Source organism: Klebsiella sp. 10-1 (assembly GCF_009758445.1).
In the GTDB taxonomy this organism is placed as follows: Bacteria; Pseudomonadota; Gammaproteobacteria; order Enterobacterales; family Enterobacteriaceae; genus Klebsiella; species Klebsiella scottii.
Map to the genome: position 1 here is coordinate 157,421 of NZ_WQRE01000008.1, position 17,747 is coordinate 175,167.

Genomic DNA, 17,747 nt, shown 5'->3' on the forward strand with positions numbered 1-17,747 from the left:
CTAAAACTCAAACTGATAGAGCAAATCGAGAGCCTGGTCTACGCCAGACACCGCTTCCATATATAGCTTAGGCATCAGGCGATAGCGTAATGTCAGCGTCGCCAGGGAGTCGAAGATACCGACCCCGTATTTTACCTGCAGACCCGGCAGCACATAGCCGCTGACTACCACCTGGGAAGAGTCGCCTACCCCCTCGGTATCCAGCGCCAGATTGCTTACGCCAAACGTCTCGCCGATTTTACCCACAACCTGACCACTTTGTGCAACCCCCAGGCCAATAAGCATTGACGTCATTGCGGCACTATCGCTCTGCCCGCTGCTCAATCCCTGGCCGCGCAGCAGATAAGAAAGCGCTTCCTGCTGCGACATTACCGGGTCGGAGAAGATCTCCGCCTTCGGCTGGTCGGCGGAGCCGGTGACGCGAACGCCGGCAATCACGTCGTCTTCTGTGGCATCCGGGTTGCGAATGGCTTCGATATTCAGTGAAGGCTGATCCGGCGGACCGGAGAACAGCAGCTCGCCTTTACGTACGATCAGATCCTGGCCGTAGGCGTGGAAGCGCCCTTCCGGAATATTGATCTGCCCGTTCAGGCCCAGACCTTGTCTATCCTGAGCAACTTTTAAATCGCCGGTCAGGCGCGCCTTCAGACCAAACGCGCTGAGGCGAACGTTATTACCGACATGGATCGTCAGGTTACTGTTGATCGGGATACCGGCGCTCTGCGGCTTAATCGGCTGCAGGGAGTCGTTCAGCATGACCTCATCGGAAGAGACGCCGACCGCGCTCTCCGGCACGTCGTTAACCACAATACGCGCCCACGGAACATCGACGCTACCGTCAAGATTAAACAAGCTCGGCGTCGCGGTAAAGACCACATCCGGCGAAACGTCCAGGCGCACCATCGGCGGCACCGTAATACGCACCCGGCTGCCCTTCGCCGCGATCTGCGCGCGCCAGTTGTCTATCTGGGTCCAGTCGGCGTTGCCGTTAAGGCTAATCTGGCCCTGGCTCGTATTCACCGTACCCTGCAGCGTCGAGCGGGTGCCGTTGAAGTTCATCGCCAGCTGGCTGGGCTGCATATCGAACGGCATAAAGTTACCGTCAATGTCCACGCCGTTCAGCTGCATCTGACCAAACAGCTGCGGATTTTGCACATCGCCGCCGAGGCGCAGGTTGGCGTTCAGCCGGCCCTCCGCCTTTTCCCCTCGGGAGAAGATCGGATTAATCATCGCCAGCGAGAAGTTATTGATGTTGATATTACCGCCGAGATTGCGTCGGCCCTGCGGGTCGGTGACCTGAACCTGTCCGTCAAGCTGACCGTTATTGGTCAGGCGGATCAGCCAGCCGAGCTGCGCGCGGTTGTTGTGCAGATCGGCGGTGAGGTTCAGGGTATCGAAAGCCACCGGCAGCGGCGCATCGTTGACCGTCTGCGTTACCTTCACGTTACGTCCGTTCAGCGTCACCTTGCCCTGCGGCAACCCCTCTTTGGTGGTGTCCCAGCTCACGTCGGCGTTGCCGCTAAAGACGCCGCTGGCCTGGGTGGCCTCCGGCATAAACGGCTTCAGCATCGCCAGATCGAAACGGTTGAGGTTAACGACCGCCCGGCCGCTCGCGCCCGCATCGATCGCTTGCGGCACGCAGAGCTCGGCGTTCGGGTTGGTCCAGCAGTGCGGCCCGATGCTGATTTTCTGCTCGCGGTTACGGTAGTCCAGCGCGATATTGCGCGTCAGCGAAACCGGGCCCACCGGCGTCTGGAAGCGGGTATTGCTCATCGTTCCCCTCCAGCGCTCCTCTTTACGGTCAAAACTCCCCGCCAGAGACAGCTGGCCGGAGACCGGCTCCCCCTGCACTTTAAGCTGCAGGTCATGCTGCTTCTCATTACCTTTCGCATTGAGCTGCACCAGGCTGATATTGACGCCCGGCTGGCTGATACGGTCGATACGCACATCGAGATTGCCGGCAATCTGATCGCTGGATTTAACGTCGCCTTTGACGTTAACCTGGGCAATCGATAGCTCCTGCCAGCGCAGGGCGCGGGCGGTGATATCCGCCAGCAGCTGCGGCGCCTCCACGGTGCCGCGCACTTTCACCAGCCCTTTCGCCGTCCCGCCAAGGCCCGGCAGCGCGTTATCGAGATGCGGCGCATCAATGGTGGCGTCGAGATCCAGATCTTTAACCCCCAGCTCGCCTTTCACGTCGGCGCTGTTGGGGCCTAACGCCAGATGCAGGCCGGGGATTTTCCACTGCATATAGCTATTGCCCTGCAGGGAACCGCTGACATCAACCTTATTCTGCTTCACGTTACCGGTGATTTTCAGCTCCGGGACCGACATCTGCCAGCTGCCGCCGTACAGGCTGCCCTGGGTTTTGATCAGGCCGTTCAGCTTCGAAGGCCAGTCCGGGACCTCTTTGGCCGTATTAATGCCGTCAAGGGTCAGCTCGCCGCGCCAGCTAATCGCCTGCTGCCAGTCGAGCAGCGCCTTCAGCTCGGTTTTCCCTTCCAGCGCGGCGACGGTCAGTTTATCAATATTCACCTGCTGCTCGTTGCCCTTAGCATTGAGGCTGATTTTCGCCGGCGGCAGAGATTGCCCCTTCACCGCGGTGCTCAGCGCCAGGGCGTAGTCGGTCATTTTGCCGCTGAATTTCAGCTGCAAATCGTCGGCCTGGAACTGCTTTTCGCCGCTAAACGGCCAGTACAGCTGCTTGCTTTTCAGCTCCATATTGAGCGGCAGCCCAGCTTCAGCCAGCTGCGCATCGGCGCGTAGCGTCATTGCCACCGGGCCGGCTAAATCAACGCCAACCGTCAGCTTTTTGCGCATCTCGCCGCCGACTTTCAGCTGCACCTTCTCGCCCTTGAGCGGGTCAATATTCAGCGTACCGTCGAGGGTAATATCCACCGGCCAGCTATCCTGCAGCTGCGCGCTGCCCGCGGCGGTGACCTTGCCCTGATCGGAATCGATATCCAGCGCATCGAGCTTCATCTGCCCGTCAATGCTGCTGACCTTCAGCAGCAGGCTGTAGATGGTCATATCGGTATCGCCGGTAACCCGCAGCTGCTCGCCGCGGAACTCCTCAATATTGAGGTTGAGCGGCAGATGGACGTCGGCCATTTCCGGGAGCACCGGCTGCGCAAACAGCGCCTTCATCGTCTCGCCGAGCGGTTTTTCCTCCGGCTGAGGATTCTCTATCTTCGGCTCAACGACCTGCTCCTGCGCCACCTTAGCGACTTTCGGCAGTGCGATAAGCAGCCCCTGCAGCGACGTTGGCGTCAGGGTCAGGTTTTTCTCCTGCCAGCGCAGGCCGGTGGAGAAATCCCGCACCGACACGGCGGTATCATCAATTTTGACGTTAACGTTTTGCAGCGCGACGCGGCTCAGGGTGATGGGATATGGGGTTGAGAGATTCAGCGGCCCTGAATCCTCCTCTTCTGGCGGCGCGGAAGGCGGCATTTTTGAGGTATCGATCGCGACGTAGATATCGCGTAGCGAAATGTCGTTGACGCACAGGCTGCTGTCCCACAGGCAGCGTAGCTTCACCGCAAGGTGGAACTGACCGGCGGTAACCGCCACGCCCGGTTGGGCGAACCGCACGTTCTCCAGCGTCAGGTCACGCCAGCCGCCGGAGACCTTGCCGATCTCCAGGCCAGGCACCCAGCGGTCTGCCGCTTTCAGCACCAGATGCAGGCCGCTGGTGGTGCCGACCAGGAAGCCAACCGTGCCCAGCAGCAGGACCAGAAAGAGCACGACCCCGAGGCTTATCTTCTTCCATAAACTCATAATTCAGGCCCCAGACCGATGTAAAACTGTAAACCGTGTTCGTCTTTGTCGCCGACCGGCGCGGCGATATCCAGCTTGATAGGACCGACCGGCGACTGCCAGCGAACGCCAACGCCGGCGCCGGTTTTGAAGTCGCTTTTGCGGATATCGCTTACTGCCTCACCGCCGTCGATAAACATCGCCCCCCACCACTTTCCGCTGACGTTGTACTGGTACTCCAGCGAGCCGGTGGCCAGCTTCGATGCACCGATCAGCTTGCCATCGTCGTCTTTTGGCGAGATAGATTTGTATTTGTAGCCGCGAATGCTGCGGTCGCCCCCGGCGAAGAAACGCAGATCCGGCGGGACCTTGTCAAAATTGTCGGCCTCAATCCAGCCGAGGTTACCGCGCACCACAAAACGGTGGCGATCGTAGAGCGTGCGGATCCACACGTCCTGCGCCTGGGCGACGACGAAGTTAATATCCGAGCCCCACATGGTGTTGGAGTAATCCACCGAATAGCGCTGGGAATCGCCCCAGGTCGGCATCAGGCCGCCCCGCGAGCGGGTGCGGTTAACCGATACCCCGGGATAAATCAGCATGGTGGTATTGGTGACGTTAGCCTGGGTAAAGTGATCGAGGCTCCAGCGCAGGTTGATAGCGCGCTGCCAGCCGCTCGACATCTCCCAGTAACGCGATGCCGCGAGGGTGGTGGAGTCGGCTTTGGTATCGTTGAGATCCGTGCGCTTAAAGCCGCCCTGCATCAGGTAATACTGTTCCAGCGGGCTCTTCAGCAGCGGGACCTTATAGCTGAAATCAAGCTGCTGCTCCGGTGCGGAGAGGCTGACGCTGGAGGTCAGGCTGTGGCCATAGGAGTTCATCCACGGCTTTTTCCAGGTCGCCTTTACCCGCGGCCCGACGTCGGTCGAATAGCCGATACCGGTTTCGACGGTATTCTCTTTGCGCGGCGCGACCACGCCCTTCAGAGGCAGCACTTTCGTTTTTCTGGACTTCTCAAACTCCGGCGCGACCACCACCGAGCTGAACCAGCCGGTGGCCGCCAGGCGGCGGTTTAGCTCCGCCAGATCCTCGGAGGTATACTCATCCCCCTGCTTAAACGGCACCAGATTTTGCAGGTACTCGTCGCGGATCTGCGACCCGCTGAAGGTCACGGCGCCGAAGCGATAGCGCTCGCCGCTGTTGTAATCGATATCCCAAAAGGCCTGATGACGATCGAGAGAGACCCCGAGCTGGCTTTTATTGAATTCACTATCAAAGTAGCCTTTGCGCAGCGCTACGCGGGTCAAGGAGCTTTTAAAACCGTCGTAATCGCCGTGATTCAGCACGGTGCCGATTGCCGGACGCGTTTTTAACAAATCCAGATAGTCACGGTCGGTTCGCGCTCCGCCGCGCAGAATGACGTCGGTACCGCCAATACGCACCGGTTCGCCGGGCGTCACTTTGGCAATCAGCACCTGCCGCCCTTTTGCCGGCGGCGGACGTAAATCAAAATCGATCGTCGGTTCGTAGTAACCTAGCGCTTTCAGGCCTTCACGGATGGCATCATCAACGCGCGCGCGAAAGCGTCGATCCGGCGTGACTTCATCACTTTGGATCGTCGATAGCTGGGCACGGACATTTTTTTGCAGTTCCCCGGATAGCCCCTCAACCTGCAAACGCACGCTCGCGGCGCTAGCGACCCCGCTGACCAGCAAAAGGCTGGTGACACATAACTGGCGGATTTGTAGCACGTTTTCTCCTGAATATCCTTGTTTCCCCCCGAAGGAAACGAAAGCGCCGATCCCCGGCTTAACAAAACCCTAACAGCTAAGGGTTGAAAAAATGACGATAACCCAAATAATTCTTATGTTTAACTCTAGACGTACCGATCGTGTTTATTGTGTAAAAAGACACGCATCGTTACAACCTTAACTACGACTTATGTTTTAGAGAGGCCAACCGTGAGTCTATTTGATAAAACGCATCTTGTCGCCCAGGCGGATGCGCTACCCGGACGCAACACCCCTATGCCGGTGGCAACGCTCCACGCCGTCAATGGCCACTCCATGACTAACGTTCCTGCGGGAATGGAAGTTGCGCTGCTGGCGATGGGCTGCTTTTGGGGAGTTGAGCGCCTGTTCTGGCAGCTGCCCGGCGTTTACAGCACCGCCGCAGGCTATACCGGCGGCTACACCCCTAACCCAACCTACCGCGAAGTGTGTTCCGGTGATACCGGCCACGCCGAGGCCGTACGCATCGTGTACGACCCGCAGGTCATCAGCTATGAGCAGCTGCTGCAGGTATTCTGGGAAAACCATGACCCGGCTCAGGGAATGCAGCAGGGCAATGACCACGGCACCCAGTATCGTTCGGCTATCTATCCGCTGACGCCGGAGCAGGATGCGGCCGCTAAAGCCAGCCTGGCACGTTTTCAGGCGGCGATGCGCGACGCCAACGACTCGCGCCAAATCACTACTGAGATAGCAACGGCGAAGCCGTTCTACTATGCTGAAGACGACCACCAGCAGTATCTGCATAAAAATCCGTACGGATACTGCGGGATCGGCGGGATCGGCGTATGCCTGCCGCCGCAGGCGTAGTAGTGAATATTTCCGGGGCGCACAATTAACGCTCTGGCGGCTTTACAGTACCTTACGCTATACTAGGCTGTGTTGTAGCCGGTCCAGTGCCTTCGGACCGGTTTTTTATGTATTCCACATTAGAGTTATCAACTTCCCTTCCGAGGATCTGGCCTCAATGGCTAGATAAACTATGTTAAACAGTATTTTAGTAATACTTTGTCTGATTGCCGTCAGCGCATTTTTTTCGATATCAGAAATCTCGCTGGCCGCCTCACGTAAAATCAAACTCAAACTGCTGGCCGATGATGGTCACGTGAACGCTCAGCGCGTTCTCAAAATGCAGGAAAACCCTGGGATGTTCTTCACCGTCGTGCAAATCGGCCTCAACGCGGTGGCGATCCTCGGCGGTATCGTCGGCGATGCCGCATTTTCACCGGCTTTCAACAGCCTGCTAAGCGGCTATATGTCGCCGGAACTCTCCGAGCAGCTCAGCTTTATTATCTCTTTTACTCTGGTCACCAGCCTGTTCATCCTGTTTGCTGACCTGACCCCGAAACGCATCGGTATGATTGCGCCAGAAGCAGTAGCTTTGCGTATCATCAACCCGATGCGCTTCTGCCTGACGGTGTTCCGCCCGCTGGTGTGGCTGTTCAACGGCATGGCCAACAATATTTTCCGGCTGTTCAAATTACCGATGGTGCGTAAAGACGACATCACCTCCGATGATATTTACGCGGTCGTCGAGGCCGGCGCGCTGGCCGGCGTGCTGCGTAAGCAGGAGCATGAGCTGATTGAGAACGTGTTCGAGCTGGAATCACGTACCGTTCCGTCGTCGATGACCTCGCGTGAAAATGTTATCTGGTTCGATCTCCACGAAGATGAGCAGAGCCTGAAGAACAAGGTTGCGGAGCATCCGCACTCCAAATTCCTGGTCTGTAATGAGGATATCGACCATATCATCGGCTACGTGGACTCCAAGGATCTGCTGAACCGCGTGCTGGCGAATCAAAGCCTGGTGCTGACCGGCGGCGTGCAGATCCGCAATACGCTGATTGTCCCTGATACCCTGACGCTGTCAGAAGCGCTGGAGAGCTTTAAAACCGCCGGCGAAGACTTTGCGGTCATCATGAACGAATATGCGCTGGTGGTCGGGATTATTACCCTGAACGACGTAATGACCACCCTGATGGGCGATCTGGTCGGCCAGGGGCTGGAGGAGCAGATCGTCGCCCGCGACGAGAACTCATGGCTGATTGACGGCGGTACGCCGATTGATGACGTGATGCGCGTGCTCGATATTGACGATTTCCCGCAGTCCGGCAACTATGAAACCATCGGCGGCTTCATGATGTTTATGCTGCGCAAGATCCCGAAGCGCACCGACGCGGTGAAATTCTCAGGCTACAAGTTTGAGGTGGTGGACATCGATAACTACCGCATCGATCAGCTGCTGGTCACCCGCATCGACAATAAACCGACGGTGATGGTACCGAAGCAGTCGGAAACGGTGGTAAGCGAAAAAGAGTCGGCATAATCGCCGCCTTCAGAAACACTAACGGCTCCTATCAGGAGCCGTTTTTTTTACCGTACAGCTATACCACTTTTCAGATTAAGCCATCTCTGTTTGCAGACGCAGAACCTGACGATTGACCTCAGACATCACAGAAAAATGCTGCTTGTCTTTTACCTTCGGGATAAGGATTTTGCCCTTATCAAACTCAAAAGCGCCAACATCCTTGATGTATAACCGTCCACGGAACAGGATCTTCACGTACTTCGCCACTTGCAGCGGATTGTAGCGTTGGAAAATTTTCATTGTTGTCTCCTGCCAGGGTTACGCTCCTGTGGTGCCACACTTAGCCCACGAATCCAGAGCGCAAATTTTAATGCCCTGAAACTATAGTCCAGAACTTCTGTAATACCCAGCATGCATAAGTTTATTTACCTTTTGATGACACTAATTAAGAATTTTCTTTTCAAACATACGTAGAAGTGAGTATAAGTCACCGATTTTATTCGAATATGTGCGTTAACACGCAATCTGGCACTCTGATTGCGTGTCATGCCGATAAATCGCATTTATGCTTAAGCCAGACCAAGTGGTCGGATCACCTGCACATAATAAGGAAACATCATGACCCTACGTAAAATTCTGGCGGCTTCACTCCTTCTGCTACCGCTGATCGCCTCAGCGCATAATTTTGTCGATGGTCAGCGCGTCGCGCCGGTTGGCATCGCCGACCGGGGAGAATTAATTCTGGATAATGATAAGTTTAGCTATAAAAACTGGAATAGCTCGCAGCTGGCGGGAAAAGTTCGCGTGGTGCAGCACATCGCCGGACGCACGGCGGCAAAAGAGAAAAACGCCACGCTGATAGAAGCTATCAAGGCCGCGAAGCTGCCGCACGATCGCTATCAGACCACCACTATCGTCAATACCGATGACGCGATCCCGGGCTCAGGGATGTTCGTACGCAGCAGCATTGAGAGCAACAAGCAGCTCTATCCGTGGTCGCAGTTTATTGTCGACAGTAACGGTCTGGCACGTAAGGCGTGGCAGCTGCAGGAGGAGAGCTCAGCCATCGTGGTGCTGGATAAAGACGGCCGGGTTCAGTGGGCCAAAGACGGCGCGCTGACCCAGGATGAAGTGCAGCAGGTTGTCGCCCTGCTGCACAAGCTGCTCAGTAAATAGAAACCCGGAAGCCGGGGTTGAGGAAGGATTCACGCGGCGTGTAGTCGAGGGTTCTCCCCTGCCAGTCGTGAACGTGCGCCCCGGCGGCAACCGCGACCGCATGGCCGGCAGCGGTGTCCCAGCTGTTGGTCGGCCCGAAGCGCGGATAGAGCTGGGCCTGCCCCTCCGCCACCAGGCAGAACTTCAGCGATGAGCCGATCGAGGTGGTTTGGTGTTCACCAATCTGCTCGAGGTACTCCTCCAGCTCCGGATCGTTGCCGTGGGAGCGGCTGATGACCACCAGCGGAGGTCGGGCGTCGCGGACCTGAATTTGCTTACGCCTGCCGCACTCCTCTTTCCAGGCCTTGCCGTTTTCCGCGCAGTACAGCACCTTCATCACCGGCGCATAGACCACGCCAAGCACCGGTTTGCCTTTCTCAATCAAGGCGATATTGACCGTGAACTCACCGTTGCGCTTGATAAACTCTTTGGTGCCGTCCAGCGGGTCCACCAGCCAGTAGCGCTGCCAGTGCTGGCGCACCTGCCACTCCTGAGGGTCTTCTTCAGACAGGATCGGGATATCGGGCGTCAGCGCCAGCAGGCCGCTCATAATGACTTTGTGCGCAGCAATATCCGCCGCGGTGACCGGAGAATCGTCCTTCTTGCTGGCAACGTCCATCGGCTGATTTCCATCATAGACTTCCATAATGGCATCGCCCGCGATCCGTGCAAGCTGACATACTTGTTCTAACATTCTCCACCTCATCTGGTTGCAGTGGCGTTAACTCGTTGTTTTATTTATATCGCATCGCTGCGAGTTCCGCTATCTGTGATAGCGATGGCGGTTTCAATTATCGTTTTTCTGGCATGATTCACAATTCTGTAAGCAACAAAATGTAAATACATTTTCTTCTGTGCCATTGCTCATAAAAAAGGACGCCTCTGATGATTAAGTTTAGCGCAACGCTCCTGGCCACGCTGGTCGCTGCCAGCGTAAACGCGGCGACGGTCGATTTGCGGATTATGGAAACCACCGATCTGCACAGTAATATGATGGATTTTGATTATTACAAAGACGCCGCTACGGAAAAATTTGGCCTCGTGCGTACCGCCACGCTGATTGAAAAAGCCCGCCAGGAAGTGAAAAACAGCGTGCTGGTCGATAACGGCGACGTTATTCAGGGTAGTCCACTGGGCGACTATATGGCGGCGAAAGGTCTCAAAAGCGGCGATATTCACCCGGTTTATAAGGCCATGAACACGCTGGATTATGTCGTGGGCAATCTCGGCAACCACGAGTTCAACTACGGCCTCGATTTCCTGCACAAAGCCCTCTCCGGAGCGAAATTCCCCTACGTCAACGCCAACATTATCGACGTAAAAACCGGCCAGCCGATGTTTACCCCGTACCTGATTCAGGATACCAGGGTTGAGGATAGCGACGGCAAAACGCAGACCCTGCGTATCGGCTATATCGGCTTCGTCCCGCCGCAAATCATGACCTGGGATAAAGCCAATCTCGCCGGCAAAGTGACCGTTAACGACATAACCGAAACCGCGCGCAAATTTGTTCCGGAAATGCGCGAGAAAGGCGCGGACGTCGTGGTGGTTATCGCGCATTCGGGCCTCTCCGCCGATCCGTATCAGGCAATGGCGGAAAACTCGGTGTATTACCTCAGCCAGGTTCCCGGCGTTGATGCCATCATGTTCGGCCACGCGCACGCGGTATTCCCGGGGAAAGATTTCGCCGGCATCAAGGGCGCGGATATCAGTAAGGGCACGCTTAACGGTATTCCGGCCGTGATGCCCGGCATGTGGGGCGATCATCTGGGCATCGTCGATCTGGCTCTTAGCCACAATGACGGCAGGTGGCAGGTCACCCAGGCTAAAGCCGAAGCCCGCCCAATCTACGATCCGGTCGCCAGGAAGTCGCTGGCGGCGGAAGATGGCAAAATGGTGGCGGTGCTAAAAGCCGACCACGACGCGACGCGTGAATTTGTCAGCAAGCCGATCGGCCACGCCTCCGACAATATGTACAGCTTCCTTGCGCTGGTGCAGGACGACCCGACCGTGCAGGTGGTCAATATGGCGCAGAAAGCTTACGTCGAGCACTTTATTCAGGGCGATCCGGACCTGGCGAAGCTGCCGGTCCTCTCCGCCGCCGCGCCGTTTAAGGTCGGCGGACGCAAGAACGATCCCGCCAGCTTCGTTGAGGTGGAGAAAGGCCAGCTCACCTTCCGCAACGCCGCCGATCTGTATCTCTATCCGAACACCCTGGTGGTGATGAAGGTGAGCGGCAAGGAGGTCAAAGAGTGGCTGGAGTGCTCTGCCGGGCAGTTCAATCAGATAGACACGACCAGCAGCAGGCCGCAGTCATTAATCAACTGGGACGGTTTTCGCACCTATAACTTCGACGTGATTGACGGAGTTAATTACCAGATTGACGTCAGCCAGCCGGCGCGCTACGACGGCGAGTGCCAGATGATTAACCCGCAGGCGCAGCGCATTAAGGATCTGACCTTTAACGGCAAGGCCATCGACCCTGCCGCCACCTTCCTGGTCGCGACGAATAACTACCGCGCCTACGGCGGCAAGTTCGCCGGTACCGGCGATAGCCACGTTGCTTTTGCTTCCCCGGATGAAAATCGCTCGGTGCTGGCGGCGTGGATTAGCGCTGAGTCGAAAAAAGCGGGGGCCATCCACCCGGCGGCGGATAACAACTGGCGCCTGGCGCCGCTCCACGGCAAGGTGCCGCTGGACATCCGCTTTGAAACCGCGCCAACCGAAAAAGCGGCGGCATTTATCAAAGAGCAGGCGCAGTACCCGATGCGACAGGTTGCCACCGACGATATCGGCTTTGCCATCTATCAGCTGGATTTAAGCAAGTAACCCGCCCCGGCTCTGGCAACAGGGCCGGGCAAATTTCACGCCACCGGCTCGTGGTTCGCCAGCACCGCGGGTAGATTCAGCTCAATCCAGTCGGCCAGCGCCGCCACCTTCTCGCTCACCTGCTCACCCAGCGGAGTCAGACTATATTCAACATGCGGCGGGACCACCGGATACGACACCCGGTCGATAAAGCCATCCTGCTCCAGCGCCTGCAGCGACTGGGCCAGCATCTTTTCACTCACGCCCCCCATCTTGCGGCGCAGGTCGCTGAAGCGATGGGTTCCCGCGCGCAGCGCCACGAGGATGAGCACGCCCCAGCGGCTGGTGACATGCTTCAACACATCGCGCGAAGGGCACTGTTCGGCAAACAGGTTGCCGTCGCGCAGCTGTTCACTTAGCGTCAGATTCGCCATTTTATACTTACCTTTTTGTACGTACTTACCAAAAGTTAGCTATGGTGTTAGCTTACCACAACAGCCAATAAACACGAAGGAGAAGACCCATGATCGCAATTACCGGTGCAACCGGCCAGCTAGGCCACCACGTTCTGGAAAACCTGTTAAAAACCGTTCCCGCCAGCCAGATTGTGGCGATTGTCCGTAACCCGGCGAAGGCCGAATCCCTGAGCCAGCAGGGTCTGGTCGTCCGTCAGGCGGATTACACCGACCAGGCGGCGTTCACCGCCGCGCTGCAGGGCGTGGATAAGCTGCTGCTGATCTCATCCAGCGAGGTGGGCCAGCGTGCGTCCCAGCATCGCAACGTCATCCAGGCAGCGAAAGCCGCCGGGGTCAAATTTATCGCCTACACCAGCCTGCTGCATGCGGATAAATCTCCGCTTGGCCTGCACGTTGAGCATGTGGAAACCGAGAAGATGCTGGCCGAGTCCGGTATCGCCTATACCCTTCTGCGCAACGGCTGGTACACCGAAAACTATCTCGCCAGCGCGCCGCCGGCTCTGGAACACGGGGTCTTTATCGGCGCCGCCGGCGACGGGAAAATTGCCTCAGCGACCCGTGCCGACTATGCCGCCGCCGCCGCCCGCGTCGTCGCCGAAGAGGGCCATGCCGGGAAGGTTTACGAGCTGGCGGGCGATGAGGCCTGGACCCTGAGCGCGCTGGCCGCCGAGCTGAGCAAACAGAGCGGTAAGAACGTGGTTTATCAGAATCTTAGCGAAGCCGACTTCGCTGCGGCGCTGAAGGGCGTGGGCCTGCCGGCAGGGCTCGCGGATATGCTCGCGGACTCCGATATCGGCGCCTCTAAGGGCGGCCTGTTTGACGATAGCCATACCCTGAGCAGCCTGATTGGTCGCCCGACCACTACGCTGGCGGAAAGCGTCAAAGGCATCCTGTAACTGTTGCAAACTGGTTAATTTTTGTAGCATCCCCGTAGGTCATCTCCGATAATCAAAGATGGCCTATGGGGAGAAACCAGATGCAGGGCGTACCGGAACAGTTCAGCGATGAGAGAGACAGCGCGCGCTTTCGCCATCTGGCGCAGGTGCCGGGCGTTGAGCTGTATCATGCCCATATCTCCCGCTATGCCTTCGAACCGCATACCCACGAAGCCTTCGGCATTGGAGCGATCGAGCTGGGCGCTGAGCGCTTTCGCTATCGCGGTAGCCAGTACGTCGCTGCGGTGAACTCCATCGTCACCATGAACCCTGACGAACTGCACACCGGCGAAGCGGAAACCGCCGACGGCTGGCGCTATCGGATGGTTTATCTCGATCCCGCGCTGCTGGAAGAGGTGACCGGCGTGCGCCACTGGTGGTTCAGAGAAGTGGTGCGCCAGGACCCGCAGCGTTCGCGACAGCTCTGTCATCTCATATACGGCCTGTGGCACGCCGACGATCCGCTGGCCCAGCAGGGTCTGCTGCTCGACGTTATCGACACCTTTCGCCCGTTCGCCCGTCACGTGCCCGTGCTGACGGAGGCCGCCCATCGTTTCGAACGCGTGCGCGAGTATCTGCACGACAACTACATGCGCGCGGTCACCCTCGATGAGCTGGCGCAGGTTGCCGCCCTCAGTCCCTGGCATTTTCAGCGCCAGTTTAAAGCCCATTTCCACGTCACGCCCCACCAAATGCTGATGGCTATTCGCCTGTGGCGCGCCAAAGCCTTCCTGACGCACGGGATGCCCGCCGCCGAGGTGGCCGCTGCCGCCGGTCTTACCGACCAGTCGCATCTGACCCGCGCCTTTACCCGCCGCTATGGGATTACCCCGGTGCGCTATCAAAAACAGGTCATCCGGCGCTAATGCGCAATCTCATACAATATTCCCGCGCCGGCCTCACCTACACTTTTGCCAACGATAACGATAATGGATGGCGTGATGATTAGCGGCGTGTTGTATGCCCTGCTGGCAGGGTTGATGTGGGGTCTGATTTTTGTCGGCCCTCAGGTGGTGCCGGAATACCCGGCGGTACTACAGTCAATGGGGCGCTATCTGGCGCTGGGGCTCATCGCCCTGCCGCTGGCGTGGCTTGGCCGCGTAAGGCTACGCCAGCTTTCGGCACAGGACTGGTGGGTTGCCTGCGGGCTGACCATGATGGGCAACCTGATCTATTACGTTTGCCTCGCCAGCGCCATCCAGCGTACCGGCGCCCCGGTCGCTACCATGATTATCGGCACCCTGCCGGTGGTGCTGCCGGTGTTTGCTAACCTGCTGTACAGCCAGCGCGACGGTAAGCTGCCGTGGCGGCGCTTATTCCCGGCGCTGGCGTGCATTGCGCTTGGCCTGGCGTGCGTCAATATCGCCGAGCTGCGCCAGGGCGCGGGGGCGTTTAGCTTCTGGCGCTACGCCTCCGGGATCGCGCTGGCGCTGATCTCCGTTGCCTGCTGGGCGTGGTACGCGCTGCGCAACGCCCGCTGGCTGCGCGAGAATCCGGATAAGCATCCGATGATGTGGGCAACGGCCCAGGCGCTGGTGACGCTGCCGCTTTCGCTGGCGGGCTACATCGCCGCCTGCTGGTGGCTACACGGCCAGCAGGTCAGCTTCCCCCTTCCCTTTGGTCCCCGTCCGCTGGTCTTCGTGACGCTGATGCTGGCCATCGCCGTGTTCTGCTCGTGGGTCGGAGCGTTATGCTGGAACATCGCCAGCCAGAAGCTGCCGACGGTGATCCTCGGGCCGCTTATCGTCTTCGAGACGCTTACGGGCCTGCTGTATACCTTCCTGCTGCGTCAAAGCATGCCGCCGTTGCTGACGCTCAGCGGTATTCTGCTGCTGGTATCAGGCGTTATCTACGCCGTGCGCGCCAGACCGGAAAAGCCGCGGCTGGTGGCGCAGGTCAGCGTGAACAAAAAATAGCCTGGTATCCGAAAGGGGTATTCCCTTGCCAATAAGATGCATTTAAAATACATCTTATATTCTTGATGACGAGGTAATTGCTATGGCTTTCCGTGACCAACCTTTAGGCGAGCTGGCGCTGACGATCCCACGCGCCTCCGCGCTGTTCCGTAAATACGACATGGACTACTGCTGCGGCGGGAAACAAACGCTGGATCGCGCGGCATCGCGCAAAGAGCTGGACGTCGCGGTCATCGAAGCGGAGCTGATGAAGCTTGCGGAAGAGCCGGCAGAGCGCGACTGGCGCGTAGTGCCCTACGCGGAGATCATCGACCATATTATCGTGCGCTATCATGACCGCCATCGCGAGCAGCTGCCGGAGCTTATTCTGCAGGCCACCAAAGTTGAGCGCGTGCATGCCGATAAGCCCAACGTGCCGAACGGGTTAACCAAATACCTGACGATGCTGCACCAGGAGCTCTCCAGCCACATGATGAAAGAGGAGCAGATCCTGTTCCCGATGATTAAGCAGGGCATGGGGACCCAGGCCGCTGGCCCCATCAGCGTGATGGAAAGCGAGCACGACGAAGCGGGTGAGCTGCTGGAAGTGATCAAGCACATCACCCATAACGTGACGCCGCCGCCGGAAGCCTGCACCACCTGGAAAGCGATGTACAACGGCATTAATGAACTGATCGACGATCTGATGGAACACATCAGCCTGGAAAATAATGTCCTGTTCCCGCGCGCTCTTGCCGGAAAATAAATAAAAAAAGGCGCCCGCGGGCGCCCTCGATACTGTCAGTCTTATTGGCCACTCCGGGTGGCCTTTTTTATGACGGGCGTCCTGCCCGTCCCCCCACGGGCCGTTGCAGGCAACGTTAAAAATCTCTCCCGAAGATTTTTTATTTCGCCAGACGCTTCTTACCGGCAAAGAACCAGCCGGCCGCCAGCAGAATAAACCACAGCGGCGTGACGATCAGCGCTTCGCGCGTATCGGTTTCAAGGGTCAGCAGCACCAGAACGAAGACGAAGAACGCCATACAAACCCAGCACATCAGCTTGCCCAGCGGCATCTTATATTTGGACTGCTCGTGCAGCTGCGGACGCTTTTTGCGATAGACCAGATACGAACACAGAATAATAGTCCAGACGAACATAAACAGAATGGCCGAAACCGTGGTGATCATGGTGAACGCGGAAATCACGCTCGGATTGACCATCAGCATCACCACCCCGCCCAGCAGGCACATGCAGGAGAAGGTCAGGCCCTTCGCCGGTACCGCGCGTTTCGACAGCCTGGCGAACATCGACGGCGCCTGGCCATCCTGCGCCAGACCAAACAGCATCCGGCTGGTTGAGAACACGCCGCTGTTCGCCGAGGAGGCCGCGGACGTCAGCACCACAAAGTTAATCAGGCTGGCGGCAGCCGGCAGGCCTACCAGCACAAAGAGTTCGACGAACGGGCTCTTTGTCGGTACCACTGAGCTCCACGGCGTCACCGACATAATCACGATCAGCGCGAAGACGTAGAACATAATAATACGCAGCGGGATCGAGTTAATCGCGCGCGGCAGGGATTTCTCCGGATCTTTGGTTTCCGCAGCGGTGGTACCCACCAGCTCAATCCCGACAAAGGCGAAGACCGCAATCTGGAAGCCGGCAAAGAATCCGCTGATGCCTTTCGGGAACCAGCCGCCGTCATTCCACAGATGAGCAAAAGAGGCTTCTACGCCGGTCGGTGATTTGAAGTGCATCATCACCATGACCAGGCCGACGACAATCAGCGCCACGATAGCGACGATCTTGATCATCGCAAACCAGAACTCCATTTCACCAAACATTTTCACGGTGGCAAGGTTCAGGCTCAGCAGCAGCAGGATAACCGCCAGCGAGGCAACCCAGTCGGAGAGGCCTGGGAACCAGAACTGGGCGTAGGCGGTAATCGCCACGACGTCCGCCATCCCGGTCACCACCCAGCAGAACCAGTAGGTCCAGCCGGTAAAGTATCCGGCCCACGGCCCCAGAAGATCGGCGGCGAAATCGCTGAACGATTTATATTCCAGATTCGACAGCAGCAGTTCGCCCATCGCACGCATGACGAAAAACAGCATGAAGCCAATGATCATATAAACAAAAATGATGGATGGCCCGGCGAGGCTAATTGTTTTACCGGACCCCATAAATAGCCCGGTACCGATAGCGCCGCCGATGGCAATAAGCTGAATATGCCGGTTTGTGAGATTTCGCCGCAGCGATTGTTCCGTCGGAGCCTGCTCTTCAGCAGCGACTTTAATCTGATCTACCATGTGATATTTTCCTGTTGTACCTGTCTGTGTTGTTCGAGCTCTACTGGCCCGTCATTGGTCATTACCCTTGGAAAAGGGCTTATCGATATTAGGTAAGAATCGGAAGGATGAATACTATGATTTAGATATAATGTTAATTTTATGTTTAAAGTGAGTGTTATATCACTCCGGTCACGCGAAACAGCTCACAAAGCTACGCCAAAAAATCATTTAAGCAACATTAAACTCTAACAAATTTCGAACTTAAGATTTTTA

Annotated in this window: 14 protein-coding genes; 8 read left to right on the forward strand and 6 right to left on the reverse strand. The window is 57.4% G+C overall.

The features are described from left to right. Positions 1-3,777, reverse strand: coding sequence for an autotransporter assembly complex protein TamB (gene tamB, locus GO007_RS24040; RefSeq protein ID WP_095104351.1), 3,777 nt, complete (start codon positions 3,775-3,777; stop codon positions 1-3). Continuing rightward, positions 3,774-5,507 (reverse strand): autotransporter assembly complex protein TamA, encoded by a 1,734-nt coding sequence (tamA, locus tag GO007_RS24045; protein WP_095104353.1) that lies wholly within the window; start codon positions 5,505-5,507, stop codon positions 3,774-3,776. Before tamA ends, tamB begins: the two co-directional genes overlap by 4 nt. Before the next feature lie 210 nt (positions 5,508-5,717). Here tamA and msrA point away from each other — a divergent pair, with 210 nt between their 5' ends. Together msrA and paeA are read left to right on the forward strand one after the other, a co-directional pair. After that, a complete protein-coding gene (msrA, locus tag GO007_RS24050; protein ID WP_095104356.1) occupies positions 5,718-6,356 on the forward strand; it encodes a peptide-methionine (S)-S-oxide reductase MsrA in 639 nt (212 codons plus the stop codon). 172 nt (positions 6,357-6,528) lie between these two features. Continuing rightward, positions 6,529-7,872, forward strand: a complete 1,344-nt coding sequence (gene paeA / locus GO007_RS24055) for a polyamine export protein PaeA (protein ID WP_095104358.1) — start codon at positions 6,529-6,531, stop codon at positions 7,870-7,872. Between the two features lie 75 nt (positions 7,873-7,947). On the opposite strand, the gene GO007_RS24060 is transcribed toward paeA, so the two are convergent. Then, positions 7,948-8,154: a DUF1107 domain-containing protein gene (locus GO007_RS24060; protein ID WP_041143739.1), complete on the reverse strand. Its 207-nt coding sequence runs from the start codon at positions 8,152-8,154 to the stop codon at positions 7,948-7,950. 318 nt (positions 8,155-8,472) lie between these two features. On the opposite strand from GO007_RS24060, the gene GO007_RS24065 reads away from it, so the two are divergent. Then, positions 8,473-9,030, forward strand: a complete 558-nt coding sequence (locus GO007_RS24065) for a YtfJ family protein (protein WP_095104360.1) — start codon at positions 8,473-8,475, stop codon at positions 9,028-9,030. Here the strand turns inward: GO007_RS24065 and cysQ are convergent. Beyond that, positions 9,020-9,763 (reverse strand): 3'(2'),5'-bisphosphate nucleotidase CysQ, encoded by a 744-nt coding sequence (gene cysQ / locus GO007_RS24070; protein ID WP_045853338.1) that lies wholly within the window; start codon positions 9,761-9,763, stop codon positions 9,020-9,022. The genes GO007_RS24065 and cysQ overlap by 11 nt on opposite strands. A 191-nt stretch (positions 9,764-9,954) precedes the next feature. On the opposite strand from cysQ, the gene GO007_RS24075 reads away from it, so the two are divergent. Continuing rightward, the gene (locus GO007_RS24075; RefSeq protein ID WP_095104362.1) at positions 9,955-11,898 is read left to right on the forward strand and encodes a bifunctional 2',3'-cyclic-nucleotide 2'-phosphodiesterase/3'-nucleotidase; all 1,944 of its coding nucleotides are present in this window, start codon (positions 9,955-9,957) and stop codon (positions 11,896-11,898) included. Positions 11,899-11,933: 35 nt separating this feature from the next. Here GO007_RS24075 and GO007_RS24080 read toward each other — a convergent pair whose 3' ends face one another. Continuing rightward, positions 11,934-12,311 carry a winged helix-turn-helix transcriptional regulator gene (locus tag GO007_RS24080; RefSeq protein ID WP_095104364.1) on the reverse strand — a complete coding sequence of 126 codons (378 nt, stop codon included), beginning with the start codon at positions 12,309-12,311 and terminating at the stop codon, positions 11,934-11,936. An 89-nt stretch (positions 12,312-12,400) separates the two neighbouring features. Here GO007_RS24080 and GO007_RS24085 point away from each other — a divergent pair, with 89 nt between their 5' ends. The 4 genes from GO007_RS24085 (at position 12,401) to ytfE (ending at position 15,949) form a co-directional block, all read left to right on the forward strand. Further along, the gene (locus GO007_RS24085) at positions 12,401-13,249 is read left to right on the forward strand and encodes an SDR family oxidoreductase (protein ID WP_095104366.1); all 849 of its coding nucleotides are present in this window, start codon (positions 12,401-12,403) and stop codon (positions 13,247-13,249) included. A gap of 80 nt (positions 13,250-13,329) precedes the next feature. Then, a complete protein-coding gene (locus GO007_RS24090) occupies positions 13,330-14,154 on the forward strand; it encodes an AraC family transcriptional regulator (RefSeq protein WP_095104368.1) in 825 nt (274 codons plus the stop codon). A gap of 75 nt (positions 14,155-14,229) precedes the next feature. After that, positions 14,230-15,204 (forward strand): DMT family transporter, encoded by a 975-nt coding sequence (locus GO007_RS24095; RefSeq protein ID WP_095104370.1) that lies wholly within the window; start codon positions 14,230-14,232, stop codon positions 15,202-15,204. 82 nt (positions 15,205-15,286) lie between these two features. After that, positions 15,287-15,949 (forward strand): iron-sulfur cluster repair protein YtfE, encoded by a 663-nt coding sequence (gene ytfE, locus GO007_RS24100; RefSeq protein ID WP_095104372.1) that lies wholly within the window; start codon positions 15,287-15,289, stop codon positions 15,947-15,949. 139 nt (positions 15,950-16,088) lie between these two features. On the opposite strand, the gene cycA is transcribed toward ytfE, so the two are convergent. Beyond that, the gene (gene cycA / locus GO007_RS24105; RefSeq protein ID WP_095104374.1) at positions 16,089-17,492 is read right to left on the reverse strand and encodes a D-serine/D-alanine/glycine transporter; all 1,404 of its coding nucleotides are present in this window, start codon (positions 17,490-17,492) and stop codon (positions 16,089-16,091) included. Between the last annotated feature and the right edge of the window lie 255 nt (positions 17,493-17,747).